Origin of the sequence: Vibrio sp. 10N.261.51.F12, assembly GCF_041471725.1 — a bacterium.
Taxonomy (GTDB): domain Bacteria; phylum Pseudomonadota; class Gammaproteobacteria; order Enterobacterales; family Vibrionaceae; genus Vibrio.
The window spans coordinates 28,663-43,589 of record NZ_JBFROV010000027.1 but is presented as its reverse complement, the minus strand read 5'-3'; the positions used below and the strand labels follow the sequence as shown (position 1 = coordinate 43,589).

At 43.0% G+C, this 14,927-nt stretch carries 12 protein-coding genes; 4 read left to right on the top strand and 8 right to left on the bottom strand.

Annotated features, from left to right (window positions below; translation table 11 throughout):
- The 6 genes from AB4405_RS15875 to AB4405_RS15850 form a co-directional block, all read right to left on the bottom strand.
- On the bottom strand, positions 1–1,305 hold the full coding sequence (locus tag AB4405_RS15875) for a transglycosylase SLT domain-containing protein (RefSeq protein ID WP_372061774.1): 1,305 nt from the start codon (positions 1,303–1,305) through the stop codon (positions 1–3).
- Between the two features lie 11 nt (positions 1,306–1,316).
- On the bottom strand, positions 1,317–2,009 hold the full coding sequence (locus AB4405_RS15870) for an ETEC_3214 domain-containing protein (RefSeq protein ID WP_372061773.1): 693 nt from the start codon (positions 2,007–2,009) through the stop codon (positions 1,317–1,319).
- A 952-nt stretch (positions 2,010–2,961) separates the two neighbouring features.
- Complete coding sequence (gene ald / locus AB4405_RS15865) at positions 2,962–4,083, bottom strand: alanine dehydrogenase (RefSeq protein WP_372061772.1); 1,122 nt, start codon at positions 4,081–4,083, stop codon at positions 2,962–2,964.
- 76 nt (positions 4,084–4,159) lie between these two features.
- On the bottom strand, positions 4,160–4,930 hold the full coding sequence (locus AB4405_RS15860) for an SDR family NAD(P)-dependent oxidoreductase (RefSeq protein WP_241903128.1): 771 nt from the start codon (positions 4,928–4,930) through the stop codon (positions 4,160–4,162).
- 39 nt (positions 4,931–4,969) lie between these two features.
- A complete protein-coding gene (locus tag AB4405_RS15855; protein ID WP_372061769.1) occupies positions 4,970–5,704 on the bottom strand; it encodes a TSUP family transporter in 735 nt (244 codons plus the stop codon).
- Positions 5,705–6,009: 305 nt separating this feature from the next.
- Positions 6,010–7,506: a PLP-dependent aminotransferase family protein gene (locus AB4405_RS15850; protein WP_372061768.1), complete on the bottom strand. Its 1,497-nt coding sequence runs from the start codon at positions 7,504–7,506 to the stop codon at positions 6,010–6,012.
- A gap of 302 nt (positions 7,507–7,808) precedes the next feature.
- Between AB4405_RS15850 and AB4405_RS15845 the strand changes: the two genes are divergently transcribed.
- The 4 genes from AB4405_RS15845 to AB4405_RS15830 all read left to right on the top strand — a co-directional run bounded on the left by AB4405_RS15845 (position 7,809) and on the right by AB4405_RS15830 (position 12,518).
- On the top strand, positions 7,809–9,209 hold the full coding sequence (locus tag AB4405_RS15845; RefSeq protein ID WP_372061767.1) for an aspartate aminotransferase family protein: 1,401 nt from the start codon (positions 7,809–7,811) through the stop codon (positions 9,207–9,209).
- Positions 9,210–9,622: 413 nt separating this feature from the next.
- Positions 9,623–10,642 (top strand): taurine ABC transporter substrate-binding protein, encoded by a 1,020-nt coding sequence (tauA, locus tag AB4405_RS15840; RefSeq protein WP_372061766.1) that lies wholly within the window; start codon positions 9,623–9,625, stop codon positions 10,640–10,642.
- A 50-nt stretch (positions 10,643–10,692) separates the two neighbouring features.
- Positions 10,693–11,544, top strand: coding sequence for a taurine ABC transporter ATP-binding protein (locus AB4405_RS15835; protein ID WP_102469329.1), 852 nt, complete (start codon positions 10,693–10,695; stop codon positions 11,542–11,544).
- Positions 11,544–12,518 carry an ABC transporter permease subunit gene (locus AB4405_RS15830; RefSeq protein ID WP_372061764.1) on the top strand — a complete coding sequence of 325 codons (975 nt, stop codon included), beginning with the start codon at positions 11,544–11,546 and terminating at the stop codon, positions 12,516–12,518. Before AB4405_RS15835 ends, AB4405_RS15830 begins: the two co-directional genes overlap by 1 nt.
- 441 nt (positions 12,519–12,959) lie before the next feature.
- Here the strand turns inward: AB4405_RS15830 and AB4405_RS15825 are convergent, their stop codons facing one another.
- On the bottom strand, positions 12,960–14,447 hold the full coding sequence (locus tag AB4405_RS15825) for a tripartite tricarboxylate transporter permease (RefSeq protein WP_102469330.1): 1,488 nt from the start codon (positions 14,445–14,447) through the stop codon (positions 12,960–12,962).
- A 9-nt stretch (positions 14,448–14,456) separates the two neighbouring features.
- A complete protein-coding gene (locus AB4405_RS15820) occupies positions 14,457–14,903 on the bottom strand; it encodes a tripartite tricarboxylate transporter TctB family protein (RefSeq protein ID WP_372061763.1) in 447 nt (148 codons plus the stop codon).
- Positions 14,904–14,927: the final 24 nt, after the last annotated feature.

Here is a 14,927-nt window from a genome sequence, read left to right as displayed (position 1 = left end):
TTAACTCTCAGCAGCGTAGTCTTTTTGTCTCTTGGTTACTTTTTTCAAATAGTTGATTGTCTCTTCATACGGTAAATTATTAATTAAGGTGTCGTAAACCTGATCTGGCGTCATTGTATTTATTTTCATTGCTGCACTTTTTATTCTTCTTTCGCCAAACGCTTTTGCTACATTACCGGCACCGGTATTATAGGCCGCAATCACACAGTACTCTCTACTTTTAGGGTCTTCTATCTCACGCAAGTAACGCGTGTTTAATATGTCTAGATAACCGGTTCCGGCTTGAATGTTGTAGCTAGGCTTATATAAGTCCGCCTCATTCATTGGCTTATCCACCTTATGCACAATACGATTTACATCATGGCCAGCACTGGTTGTTACCACCTGCATTAAACCAAATGCAGGGATGGGCGAGCGAGCAGTAGGGTTGAAGCTAGACTCGGAATGCATAATCGCCAACACAAGCTCTGGTTTAATATTAAACACTTCACTTTGGTGATATATATCAGACAAATAAGGATCAATCCGCTTCTTTAAGCTATCACTCGGCATCCTAATTTTTAGGCTTACTACCTTCTTCTTGGGCGTGGTCTCTCGTACAGGGTCGACTTGATCCCGCTGGCTTTCAAAGCTCTCACTGACGCTCGTCATACGCGTTTTTGCCTGGCTAACCAACTGTGTTTTTTGCGCATCAATGATAGTGGGGTCAAGCTCTCTCCCAGCTTGTTCAGCAAGTAACTCTGCCTCTTTATCTATCTGTTGTAACTGTGAATTCGTCTGACTTACGATATCTTGCAGCGCTTGCTTCTCAAAATCTGGATCATAGGTTAATGAGCGCTCAGAGGCCTCACTAACATCCAAAGTCGCCAGTGACTTTATGTCCATTCCCGTGTCCGTTTTTAGCGACTCAGTTAATTGTTGTTGCAGCGCGATTTTCATTTCGTCCATATCGACATTGTCATCGACAATCACTTCAATAGTTACTGTTTCTTGTTCGTAATCGACCACTGTCCGAGAGGCATTGCTCGCGTCATAAACAACCTTACTGTGGCTATCTGAAATTTGCGCATCACCCCAGGTTTCTATCGATTGTGACCGCTCGCCATCCCAGCGCTTGATATACTCTTCACGCCATGAAGCATATTCCAGCATGTGCTCTTTATACCATTCTTGAAACTGCTTTTGTTCTGCCTCTTTAGACAGATACGCACTCTGGACTTCTCTATCCAAATTAGAGAATGGGTTATCGCTTGCAAAGGAAACAAATGTTGAGAACAATGCAACTGTAATTAAATGATATTTCATTATATGACCTATTAAGAGAAATACGTATTGAATTCAAATTTAGTTAGCATCATTTCCAACATCACATCACGTGGAAGCTCTGATACTGTAAACGTGTTAATTTGGTTTTCTCTTAGCTTATCTTTATATTGGTTAAATGATGCATCATCTCCAAGAACATAAGCTTGATCCAGTAATTGTATGGTTTCATTACTTATTGATTGCGCCGTATTGTAATTGTACATTCCGACCATTAATTGATGAAACATAGCATCTCGGCCTAATTCCATGACATCGATATAGTAATTTGAACTACCACTTTCAAAATGGCTATCATCAGGTGACGATATAATATCTTTCAATGACTCATCAAATAGTTTATAACCCACATATGGAATGCTCGGACTAAAATCAGTATTTAGTGCTTGGATAGAATAAGCTGCAACTCGACTCTCTTTTACAGCCACACTCAACATGAACTTACCATAATTAAAGTAATTAAACTGAACCTGACTATCAATTGACGATGATTTAACCGCTTGAGGTAAGCCAGATTGTAACTTCACGTAGTCAAATGAATGGCCAACAGTAATCTTTGAAATCAATAAATACTCATTTTCATTCGTCCATGTTGCCTTGATTTTTTGGTAAGTATTGACCAAAACAGTCTCAGTATCATTCCAACTTCCTATTGAAATAATGACCGCAGCGATTGAAATAATCATCGCCTTGAACTTTTTAAGAATCCCTGTAACAACCATACTATCAGAACTAACTTATTTAAATGAACACACTACTTGGTTGATGATTTTATACCATGACAAATACTGCTATTCAAATTATGTCATATAAGGAAATAGTATTTATGATAATATTCAAAGTAACATAATTAATATTTCTTTCATTTTCATGACATTTAACAAACAATGTCATGGAGCAGTCAAGTCGTTGATTTTAATGAGATAAATATTAAAACTTATAGGGAAAATATTTATCAACTAAAAATGGTCAAATTTATAATTTGAATCAAGATCATGTTTTTCTTTTTTTTATCGCAAAAAAATAATAGTTTTCATAACACCAATGTGACGACGATCACACTGGATATATTAAACTCATCACTGCTTGATTGTTAAGTTGATCAAATAAGAACATAAATAGCATACTGTTCTACGCTTATATATTCGATTCCCTTTCCTCTAATAGTCATTTTTAAAATAATCTGATCATTGCTCATCAGCCTGCTTTAAAACAACAAAACAGAATAGATAAGCAAGAATAATATTTATTGATAGAAGTAGATGTATGGCCAACTTATCAAGAGAACGGCACCTCCAGCATTGAGTAGTGGTTGGACGAACGAATATACACAAACAGACTAATGTACACATACAAGCTAATGGATACACAAAATCAAGGCGCATAGCCAAACTAAGCACCTTCCTAAAAGCCTATACGAGTTAAGGGTCACTCTACAGCGACATTTTAACGAGATGCGCAACGCTGTCTTAAAAAGAAGCGTTGCGCTTTGGGTCGTTTGATGAACCTCGACATAATTTGACCGCTGGTTGCCTCGCGATGCTCAAAGCGGCGACCAAAACGACAAAGACTAGCGATTCAAAGGCAAGTTCAAACTACGTTGAGACGTTTATACAAAAACAAACGAGCAAAAGGCATCTAAGCGACAGCGAGTGCACTATCATATTGAATAAACGATAGGTCTAGGCTAGTCGCAACGCTTTGGTTGGTTACTTTGCCATGAATGACGTTCAATCCATTAAGCAGGTGGTTGTCAGTTAATAATGCCTTTTTATAGCCTTGATTAGCTAGTTTTAAGATATAAGGTAACGTGGCGTTGTTGAGTGCAAAGGTCGAAGTTCGAGCCACCGCTCCAGGCATATTTGCCACACAGTAATGCACGACCCCATCAACGATATAAGTTGGCTCTGCATGCGTGGTAGCCTTTGACGTTTCAAAGCACCCTCCTTGGTCAATCGCCACATCGACAACCGCGCTACCGGATTTCATAGCGCTGATCATATCTTTAGTGACGAGCTTAGGCGCTGCTGCACCTGGAATCAAAACCCCACCAATAACTAAATCAGAGTTAAGGACCGACTCTTCTAGGTTGTGTTGATTGGAATAGACGGTCTTAACCGCATTGCCAAATTGTGCACCGACACGTCTCAGGGTATCGACATTATTGTCTAAGATTGTGGTATCTGCCCCCATTCCAACGGCCATCTGCGCCGCATTTACGCCCACAACACCACCACCAATAATTGTCACCTTAGCCGGGGCAACACCGGCTACGCCACCAAGTAATAAGCCAATACCGCCTTGGGATTTTTCTAAGCACGCCGCGCCAGCTTGAATTGACATACGTCCAGCCACTTCAGACATTGGCGCGAGCAAAGGCAGACCGCCATTTGCGCTAGTAATAGTTTCATACGCAATACACACCGATTCACTTGATATCAGGTCTTTTGTTTGCGCCATATCTGGAGCTAGGTGAAGATAGGTGAATAACAACTGATCAGGACGCAGTCTGGCGCGCTCTTCAGCTAACGGTTCTTTTACTTTAACGATCATATCTGCTTGAGCAAACACTTCTTCTGCAGTATCTAAAATGGTTGCGCCAGCACTTACGTACTCGTCATCACCGCAAAGGATCCCTAATCCTGCACCTTTTTCTATATAAACCGTGTGGCCTTGCCTAGTGACTTCTAACACACTCGCGGGTGTCATACCTACGCGGTACTCATGGATTTTAATTTCTTTTGGTACACCGATCTTCATAATAGATTTCCTTCCTATAGAATTAAATTTCTGATTATTCGTTACGTAGAATGAATTGGATTTGCTTGAGACAACGTCAGTTCTGTTTGACCACTTTAAAATTGTCCCATGCTTGACTCGTGGGCATCACCTCAATGCTATTGATATTGATATGGCTAGGTTGCTCAGCTATCCATAGCATGATGTCTGCGATATCTTCGGGTTGCAGTGGATTAGTCCCATCGTAGATTTGGTTGTATTTCGCTTGGTCGCCATTAAAACGCACTAAACTAAATTCGCTCTCTGATAAACCTGGCTCTAGGCTTGTGATTCGCAAACCACTTCCTGCAACATCACAACGAAGATTTCGAGAAAACTGGGCGACAAACGCCTTGCTGGCACCATAGACATGTGCACCTGGATAACACCAATTGGACGCAATGCTTGCTAAATTAATAATGCTGCCTTTAGGTTGGTCAAGCATCAGTGGTAGCAATGCATGCGTGACGTTCACTAAACCAGTGACGTTGGTGTTAATCATGGTATGCCAATCAGCAAGTTGGGCGTTTTGAGCCGGGCTCGCGCCAAGTGCCAAGCCTGCATTATTGATAAGTACTTCAACATTCGAGAACTCTACCGGCAGCGATGCGACAAGCGCTTTGACCGCTTCAGCGTCTCTTACATCCAATGTCGCAACATGAACCGAGCAATATTCACCCAATTCATCAGCAAGGCTTGCTAGGCGTTCAAGTCGCCGCCCTGTCAGTACCAAGGAATATCCTTGTTGGCCAAATAGACGAGCTGCCGCCTTACCGAAGCCTGATGTTGCTCCAGTAATGAAAACGGTGGGGAGCATTAAATCGTTCATATCTAATTCCTTTTATTAATTAATTGACGACGCTATCGCTTATATAAGGAGCATCCATGCCGCTCTAAATAATGTGAGCGCAGATACAATCAGCAGTAAGTAATAAGCAAGGCTATGAACCCTGGCCACGTTCTTATAGTGATAAATCGCCTTGCCGATCAGAACCGAAACAAATGCAATTCCGGTGTAGAGTACTGGGAAGTCCGGTAGCACCTGCCACTGTTTTGTCACTGCATAACTGCTGCCAACGGCAAAGCAGGTCGTCAAAAAAAAGTAGCTGATTAGGCTGTTACGTTGATGCTCAACACTTAAGGCACTGTTACGCATATAAATCACAACTGGTGCACCACCCGCTGACACAGCACTTGTCGTCCATCCTGACATAAACCCACAAAGCAGCGCCGAACCGGATAGTTTTTTTATCAAACGACCTCTGCTTTTACTCATGATGGCAAGCAGCAATACTGTTGTTGGCACAAGTATGCGCAATACACTATCGGGCAGATTAAATAACAACCAAAACCCGACTGGAATTCCTATTCCCGTTGTTACTAACACCGGAGTTAATGCTGAAAAGTTAGTTTTGTTCCAGCTATCAACGACCAAGGGAAGCGAAACAATTAAATCAACCATTAAAACCGCCGGTACCATATCTGCAACGGAGTAAAACATCGATAACACCAAAATAACCAATGCAGAAAAACCAAACCCTGTATAACCGCGTACGAGACCCGCGATAACTAACGTAAGAATAATAACCAGGTGTATTAACATTGTTTCCTCTAGTGCTTCTTCAATCCTTAACGCTTGTCATCAGATTAATCGGCTTAGTCAGCTCCAGTTAGTACCAGTTAAGGGTAATTATGGGGTCAGCGAATTTCGATAGCAGACGAGAGGGTTGAAGAAAGTAAAGATTGGGCGATATATAGGTGCGGGAGGTCACTAACAGCTTATAATGCGGCGTTTCGATGTAGGAACAAGACCACGAGGACCATGGCCTTATTTTAGTTTGTTTGATGGGGAGGGCTTGGCAAGATAAAGAGTAACAAGGTGGCTTTGCTTTAACATTCGACTTTTATTTACGTTATGTTTAAAGGAGGAAGTAACGATGCCAATTTTTTGATACCCAACTCAATCTTGTCATCATCGATAGCTGAATACCCCAAACGTATATATCGCCTACTGTCTCGATGAAACCGAGCGAAGTGCACAGTCCCTGATTCGACAATCACACCCACAGCGTTGGCGCTTTGCACGAATTTCTCACAATCGACAGAAAGCGGTAACTTGAGCCAAAAGGCACTGCCACCGACCGTATCAGTGGTCACGCATTGCGGTAGGTGTTGATTGATGGCATCCCTCATAATTGTCCAACGTTGCTGATAACTATAACGAAGCTTTCTTAAGTAAGTATCGTAATACCCCAACGAAATAAACAGCGCGCAGGTTCTTTGATTGTTAGCGGGTGGGTGACGATACATCAAACGTCTTAAGGCGCGAGTCGCCGAAATCAGCGGCGCTTCTGCGACCATGTAACCAAGCCTCAGTCCCGGAGACAAGGATTTAGACAGGCTTCCGATGTAGATCACTCGGCTATTAGTATCGAGACTTTTTAGTGATGGGCTCGCCTTGCTTAAAACGTTGACCTCACTTTCATAATCATCCTCAATAATAATGAAGTCGTATTTTTCTGCAGCGGCGAGTAATGCCTTGCGCCTTTGCATCGGCATAGTGACATTTGTGGGTACTTGATGGCTAGGTGTGACATACACATAATCACACCGTATCAGCGATTCGTTAATTTCGATCCCTTGAACATCGAGTGTCAGCGGTATGACATTAGCGCCGTGAGACGCAAATATATTACGCGCATCGGGATAACCAGGCTCTTCAACACCAAAGTTCACCTGCTCGTCGGCTAATAACTTAGCCAGCATATACAATGAGTTTTGAGTGCCGATCGTCACCAAGATCTGTTCTTCTTTGGCTTGAATCCCCCGCTTGGTCAATACATTACTCTTCAGTTGCTTGACTAAAGCCGGGTCATCACAATCTATTGAGTCTGAGATCCAATCTTTAACCACTTGGTAGCGTTGCGACAGACGGCAGCATTCACGCCAATGGTTTAGAGGAAATAGAGAGTGATCGGGTTGACCAAAGACAAATGGATAAGGGAAATCTTGCCAGTTCTTTGGTTTAGATATGTTGCGCTGCGTACTGAGGTCATGCTTCAGACGGCTGTTCCAAAATCGCGCAGATTTTGCACCAGTGTAGTAATCGTTACCGAGCTCATGTTGCGCAGGGGAAGTGCTCAGCTCGTCCCTGAGTATCTCAGGACAAGCATAGTAGCCGCTTCTTTCTTTAGAAACCAACATCCCCTCATCGACTAACTTATCGTAAACCAAAACAACGGTATTGCGTGATACCCTAAGCATCGACGCCATCTTACGACACGACGGCAGTGCATTATTAGCAAAGATACCATTGCGAATCGCGTCCAGTAGGTGCTCACGAATTTGTTCTTGTAAGCTTCGTTCTGGCGAAAACTGGATATGAACTAAATGATCACTTTTCATCTTATACCTGTGAAAGTAAGTCGAATGATCAGAGATTAGCATTATCCATGCCATACATAATCACACGGTTTCATAGCTTATTTTATCCCCCATTTTTTTACGGCGGAGATCATAGTTTCGATATCAGATCGTCTGGCTATTTAAACGGTTAGCTCTAGCCATGAACCATGCCACATTCCATCAATTAGTATCAGCCCCCCTAACATCAATAACTATCTGTCCCCATAAATAGATGCAACTGGCGCTACTGGATTAGTACTGACCTTGTCTATCGTGTTCTAACACTAGTAAGGAGAACGATTATGGAAAATGGATTGTCTACCCCTAATTTCATCAATGCGGATACCAATGAAAAACAACAAATAGTCGATTGGGACCGACGACACGTATGGCATCATCTCACTCAGCATGCGACGTTGGAAAAACATGACCCGCTTGTCATGTCTCATGGCGAAGGGATCCATGTATGGGACATTAACGGCAAACAATACTTAGATGCCTCATCGGGTGGCGTATGGTGTGTCAACGTTGGCTATGGCAGAGAAAGAATTGCAAATGTTATTCGCGATCAAGCACTTAAGCTTAACTTCTTTGCAGGCACTGCTGGCACACCGGTATTGGCAGCCTTCGCCAACAAACTTATAGAAAAAATGCCTGGCATGAGTCGGGTGTATCTCTCAAATTCCGGCTCAGAGGCCAACGAAAAGGCATATAAAATCGTTCGTCAAATCGCGCACCAAAAATACGGCGGGAAAAAGCATAAGATTCTCTATCGTGAAAGAGACTACCATGGTACGACCATCACGTGTTTGAGCTCTACAGGCCAAGAAGAACGCCGCAAGCAATACGGCCCATTCACTCCTGGTTTTGTTGAGTTTCCACACTGCTGTGAATACCGCAGTCAATTTGGTGACATCGATGACTATGGCGTCAAAGCGGCGCAACAATTAGAGTCAGTAATTCTTCAAGAAGGTCCCGATACCGTTGGGGCGATTGTTATCGAGCCAATTACCGCTGGAGGAGGCGTCATTACACCACCTGCAGGTTACTATGACGAGGTTCAACGCATTTGCCGTCAATACGACATCCTCATTCATGTCGATGAAGTAGTATGTGGACTTGGCAGAACCGGTAAATGGTTTGGCTATCAACACTACGGTCTTAAGCCAGACATCGTTACCATGGCCAAGGGGGTTGCCTCGGCTTATGCCGCTATCTCATGTACCGTCACAACAGAAGCAATATTTGACTGTTTCAAACAAGCACCTGACGACAAATATAATGCGTTTCGAGACATTAGTACCTTTGGTGGGTGCACCATTGGTCCTGCCGCTGCGCTAGAAAATATTAAAATCATTGAAGAAGAGAACTTGGTGCAGAACGCCGCGCACATCGGTGAATACTTATTTGCACAACTCAAGCAATTAAAAAGAAAATATCCCATCATTGGTGACGTTCGTGGACAAGGCTTGTTCTTAGGTATGGAACTTGTCAAAGACCAACAAACTAAGCAGCCTGTCCATGAATCTACTTTAGTTAAGTTCGCAGCGTTATGCATGTCAAAAGGCTTAATTATTGGGCGAACAAATCGTTCATTCGAAACTTTTAACAACACCCTTTGCCTCAGTCCTCCGTTAACCATATCAAGTAAAGAGGCCGATGATATTATTACCATTTTAGATGAAGCGTTTAGTGAATTGTAATCACCAGCTCATCCAATAAACAGAGGTTAATTACCTTCGAATACACAAGCTGCCTTGAGGTCGGTATGTGTTTCCAGATTAATTAATAGTCAAACGCTACCGACGAATAATCCGAACAAAAAATGGCCCTTGTCTTTCTAGTCGAGGGCTTTTTTATGTGCTCACTTTCTATCTCTTTTTCTCGGCTGACTTCATTCCATATTTTGAAAGGAACTCAATTTCTTCTACATAAATTGGCGATTGAGATGCATTTCATCATTAGACTTCTGAGCTATTTTATATCCAAAGCCAAGCACTACCTTGGTGCTTGGCTTTGGTGCAGCCTTGGACTAATAAGAAAGCATTCTGGTACTACATCCCTGCCACACTTCCTCTTATTGTGGTGCTGTCATCAAATACATAAGGAAGTGACCATGAAAATCTCAACATTAAACTGGATAAAAATCACTACATTACTCGGTACATTAGTGTGTTCAATGAGTACCTTTGCTGCTAAAGAGGTCACCATTGGCTACCAAAGCATGTTCAATCCGATGAAGTATGCGATTGATCAAAAATTGGTCGAGAAAGAAACAGGTTATGAGATCAAATGGCGTAAGTTTGATTCCGGTGCCAAAGCCATCACAGCTATGGCGGCGGGCGCAGTAGACATGACCGTAGCAGGCTCGAGCCCTATTGCGAGTGCTGCCAGCAATGGCGTTGAAATGGAGCTAATTTGGGTGATGGAAAACATCGCTGACGCGGAAGCTCTAGTAGTAAAAAATAGCAGCGGTATTGCTTCTCCCGCCGATCTTCGCGGCAAGCGTATTGCCGTTCCTTTTGTATCCACGACTCACTTTCATATGCTGTTTGCCCTTGAACAATTTGGCCTATCAGAAAAAGACGTAAAACTTATCAACATGCAACCCAACGCGATTATGGCAGCTTGGTTGCGTGACGATATTGATGGTGCCTTTATTTGGGATCCCGCATTAGGAAAAATCAAACAAGATGGACATGTACTCATTACTTCAAAACAGCTAAGTGCATGGGGCACACCGACATTTGATGGAATGATTGCTAGCAAAGAATTTATGGCGAAGAACGAAGAGTTCTTAACGAAATTTCTAACCGTATTGGCATCTGTTGATGAGCAATACCGTTCGGAGAAAGAAACCTTCAATGCTGATAACCCAATTGCAATCTCGGTGGCAAAAATAGTAGGCGGCGATCCAGATGGCGTCGTTGAAGCGATGAGTTTGTACGAATTTTTAGATGTTGATACGCAACTATCATGTCAATGGCTAGGTTGTGGCTTAGAAGGGGGCGCAACAAAAGCACTCAAAGCAACCTCTGAATTCCTACTTAAAGAGAAAAAAATCTCTGCATTGCAACCTGACTACAGCGTCTTCGTGAATCCATCATTTGTCGAGAAGACAAAAGAAAAACAATAAATAATCCCCCCAACGCTCAATAAACTATTTGTCTTATAAGGAATTAACCCATGTCTCTAGCAAAAACACTGAAGATTAAAGATGTCTCAGTCGTGTATCAAGATCGCCAGGGAGGAGACCCTGTTACTGCATTATCAGGGGTTAACCTTCAGATTGAACAAGGAGAACTCGTCGTTGCACTTGGCGCATCGGGTTGCGGAAAAACAACCTTGTTAAATCTAATGGCTGGGTTCATTTCCCCAACAGATGGATACCTAACTCTCGGTAACTCCGAGGTTGAAGGATTACCAAGAGTTACGTTAGGGCAAGATATCGGCGACCAGATCCTTGGTCCAAGCGCTGACCGGGGGGTTGTGTTCCAAAAGCATGCACTGTTTCCTTGGTTAACCGTACTAGAAAACACTGCTTTTGGGCTTAAGTTGCAAGGTGTTGATAAAGAAGAGCGAATTACGCGAGCCAAAAAATACCTAGAACTAGTCGGGCTCGAAGACTTCCACCACAGTAAGATCTATCAACTCTCAGGCGGTATGCAGCAACGAGTTGGTATTGCAAGAGCGCTTACTAATGACCCTAGCATCTTACTTCTTGATGAACCACTTGGCGCGTTAGATGCGCTCACACGTGAAACCCTTCAAGAATTACTCCTCGATGCATGGCAAACCACTAACAAAATGATGTTCTTCATTACTCACAGCGTTGAAGAAGCCTTGTTTATGGCCTCTCGTCTTATCGTTATGTCGCCAAGGCCGGGTCGTATCACGCACAGCTTCGAATTAGATTTCAATCGCCGTTTTTTAGAATGTAGAGATGCTCGCGCAGTCAAATCTCAACCCGATTTCATTGAGATGCGCGAACGGATCTTATCAATTATTCACCAAGATGAAACCGCGGAGGTCGCGTAATGAATGAAGCAATATTAAAGCCAAGCCACGACATAATGGCGCCTAATCAAAATAACGTGCTAAACGAAAGTTCATCACAATCTCAATCATCAAAGACGACGGGTCCTAAGCAAGAGGCAAGTAAGATTCACAATACTCCTCCATTTTATCTATTGATTCAGTGGATCAAAACACGTACGTTGACACCAGGTAATTATTACGGCGAACCAGGACAAGGTAACTCCAAGCTTATTTCAGTAGCTTCAAGCTTGTTCTTTATTGGTCTTTGGGCTTTCGTGACTGAATTTGGGATGGTCAAGCCACTGTTTTTGCCCTCTCCTTTTGCAGTATTCGATCGATTTATTGATTTAACCATCCACGGCTTCTCTGGTGTATCTCTCGGTGAGCACCTCACGGCAAGTCTCAGCCGCGTGTTTGGCGCTTTTATTCTCGCGGTTATAACTGCAGTACCTGTCGGAATTTTGATCGGTTCAAACGTTTGGGTTCGCGGTATTTTTGATCCACTTATCGAATTTTACCGACCATTACCACCATTGGCATATTTGCCATTGGTTATTATCTGGCTGGGTATCGATGAAACAAGTAAGATCACTCTCATCTATCTTGCTATGTTCGCACCGATCGCTCTTAGTGCTCGCGCTGGCGTCAACTCTGCTCGCAGCGAACAAATTCAAGCCGCCTACTCTATGGGGGCGTCTAAAACACAAGTCTTGTATCACGTTATTATTAAAAGCGCGATGCCCGAGATCTTAACTGGCCTGCGTATTGGGATTGGCTTTGGATGGACGACGTTGGTCGCGAGTGAAATGGTCGCAGCAGAGGCTGGGATCGGGTTTATGGTACTTAACGCGGCGGAATTTCTGGTTACAGACGTGGTAATAGCTGGGATTGTCATGATAGGTATCATCGCCTACAGCTTTGACTTGTTCATGCGTTACTTAGAAAAACGTCTAGTACCATGGAAGGGCTATTAAACCCTCCTACACAATAAATATGACGACGTTCATCTCCAAATAGAGATATTGCTTTTTCCATTTTGACGCGATCAATATGTGCCTAAACGCCAAGGGGAACCCCTTGGCGTTAACATTTTAATGAAATAGTGCTATTACTGACGTATCAAAACAGGTGCTTTCATCGGCAAAAGTTCATACCCTGTCGATAGTCCTTCGTGTTGAACATTTTTGACCATTCCCCCCCTTCAAGCACTATCGGCTCCCACATATTCCAATTGATAAGAGTCATCTAGTAACCAATCGTTAAAAATGTCTGGTAAGTACATTGGCGATGTTAGGTTATCAAAATATACTCGGTTTCTCCTTTACAACCTGTTGGTACCATCACCGCAAGCATGGGTAACAAAAAGCAACCGAACTTTTTAATTAACCTCCCCCATTCATCCGACTATACCTATATCACGTGGAGTGAAGTTCCTGCTTTTTTTTCATTTTTAAGGTTGAGTACACAGAGAACACAGCCAAAACAATGAAGGCAAGTGCAATTGGCCGCTCGTAGAGGAACGACCAACTATTGTCGTACATTAGTAGAGATTTCCGCAAGTTAGTTTCCGCCATAGGTCCAAGGATAATAGCCAAGAGTATTGGTGAAGACGGGATTTCCAACTTACCCAACACAAACCCTAAGAACCCAAACGCAATCGCAATACCAATATCAAACATTGCGTTATTTATTGCGTAGGCACCGACAATTGAAAGGAAGATAATCACTGGAATCATCAGCATTTTTGGCACTTCAATAATACGGCAGAAGAAGCGTATACCGAGCAACCCGATCAATAGCATAACGACATTCGCTACCAGCATAGAGCTGAAGACGCCGTAAACCACTTCGGGGTTTTGAGCAAACAATAATGGGCCTGGCGTTAAACCCTGAACAATCAATGCACCTAACAGCACAGCGGCAACCGCATCACCAGGGACACCAAGCGTAAGTAAAGGCACTAATGAACCACCTGTTACGCCATTATTTCCGGCTTCAGCCGCCGCTAAGCCACGCACTGAACCTTTACCAAACTCTTCTGGATTTTTAGAAGAACGTTTCGCTTCGTTGTAGCAAACAAACGCTGAAATATCCGCACCTGCGCCTGGTACAGACCCAATCGATGTACCCAATAAACCACTTTTTATTGCGGTTGGCATCATATCTTTGAGGTCTTTCTTACTCATCAAGCTACGGTCAAACTTAGGTCGCTCAACCTTTTTCTCAGACAGTATTTTTTCAAGCTGGTTTAGCGCTTCTGATAGTGCAAATAAACCAATTAGCACAGGAATAACATTAATCCCGCTATACAAATCCATAACACCAAATGTAAACCGAGGAACACTGCTTATTGGGTCCAAACCGACCGTTGAAATAAGTAAACCAATGGCACCGGCTAACAATCCTTTAAGGATATTTTTACCGGAGACACTAGCAATAATGGTCAGACCGAACACCGCCAAAGCAAAATACTCAGGTGCGTTAAATCGTAATGCAAAATCAGCAAGTAATGGGGCGATAGCGATTAAAATTATCGTACTGATCAAGCCACCAACAAAGGAAGCAACGGCGGAAATACTGAGTGCCCTCGCCGCTTGCCCTTTAGCTGCTAGTGTATGTCCATCCAGCACCGTCGCTGCCGATGCAGGGGTTCCGGGTGTTTTTAATAGGATTGCGGCAATCGATCCGCCATAAATACCGCCGATGTAAACACCAATAAGCATGACAAGTGCAGCGGTCGGCTCCATACCAAACGTGAATGGCAGTAAAATAGCCACCCCCATCGTGGCCGTGAGTCCAGGCAACGCACCCAAGATAATACCGCCAAGTACACCGAAGACTAGGACGGGGAAAACAGCAAGGCTAAATGTGGCCGACAGGCCACCGATTAAATGCTCTAACATAGCGGTCACCTAAAACAACGAACCTTCGGGTAAAGAAATTACAAACACTTCACCAAATAAATAATAAATGCCAAAGACAAATGCCCAAGCGATTAAATAATAAAGTGGCTTAGTGATCTTAAATGCAACGAGATAAAACGTGAACGCGAAAAGCGTTGCGTATAGGTAACCGATGAAACTAATCAATACGGCATAACCGATAAGGAAACAAAACCCAAAAATAGATAACTTAGTGAAAACGGGGGATAGATTTTGTGGAACGCTATTTTTTAATTTACTTTGAATCACCAAAGCAATGGAAATAATGATGATGGCGATGCTCACCACCATAGGAAAGAACTTGGCGTCAACACTCGCGTCTTGAAAGCGTGGTTCATTAAACTGACTTATGACAACAAGCGCTAATACACTGAATATGATCATAAGAGAAGGGAATACGATATTACGATCTTTCATATATCCGCCTCAATAAATACGTAA

Bases quoted from the DNA above. Each gene is read 5' to 3' on its own strand.
- AB4405_RS15835 (WP_102469329.1), top strand. From the start codon at position 10,693: ATGTCTCTAGCAAAAACACTGAAGATTAAAGATGTCTCAGTCGTGTAT.
- tauA (WP_372061766.1), top strand. From the start codon at position 9,623: ATGAAAATCTCAACATTAAACTGGATAAAAATCACTACATTACTCGGT.
- AB4405_RS15875 (WP_372061774.1), bottom strand. From the start codon at position 1,305: ATGAAATATCATTTAATTACAGTTGCATTGTTCTCAACATTTGTTTCC.
- AB4405_RS15860 (WP_241903128.1), bottom strand. From the start codon at position 4,930: ATGAACGATTTAATGCTCCCCACCGTTTTCATTACTGGAGCAACATCA.
- AB4405_RS15825 (WP_102469330.1), bottom strand. From the start codon at position 14,447: ATGTTAGAGCATTTAATCGGTGGCCTGTCGGCCACATTTAGCCTTGCT.
- AB4405_RS15845 (WP_372061767.1), top strand. From the start codon at position 7,809: ATGGAAAATGGATTGTCTACCCCTAATTTCATCAATGCGGATACCAAT.
- ald (WP_372061772.1), bottom strand. From the start codon at position 4,083: ATGAAGATCGGTGTACCAAAAGAAATTAAAATCCATGAGTACCGCGTA.
- AB4405_RS15855 (WP_372061769.1), bottom strand. From the start codon at position 5,704: ATGTTAATACACCTGGTTATTATTCTTACGTTAGTTATCGCGGGTCTC.
- AB4405_RS15830 (WP_372061764.1), top strand. From the start codon at position 11,544: ATGAATGAAGCAATATTAAAGCCAAGCCACGACATAATGGCGCCTAAT.
- AB4405_RS15820 (WP_372061763.1), bottom strand. From the start codon at position 14,903: ATGAAAGATCGTAATATCGTATTCCCTTCTCTTATGATCATATTCAGT.
- AB4405_RS15850 (WP_372061768.1), bottom strand. From the start codon at position 7,506: ATGAAAAGTGATCATTTAGTTCATATCCAGTTTTCGCCAGAACGAAGC.
- AB4405_RS15870 (WP_372061773.1), bottom strand. From the start codon at position 2,009: ATGATTATTTCAATCGCTGCGGTCATTATTTCAATAGGAAGTTGGAAT.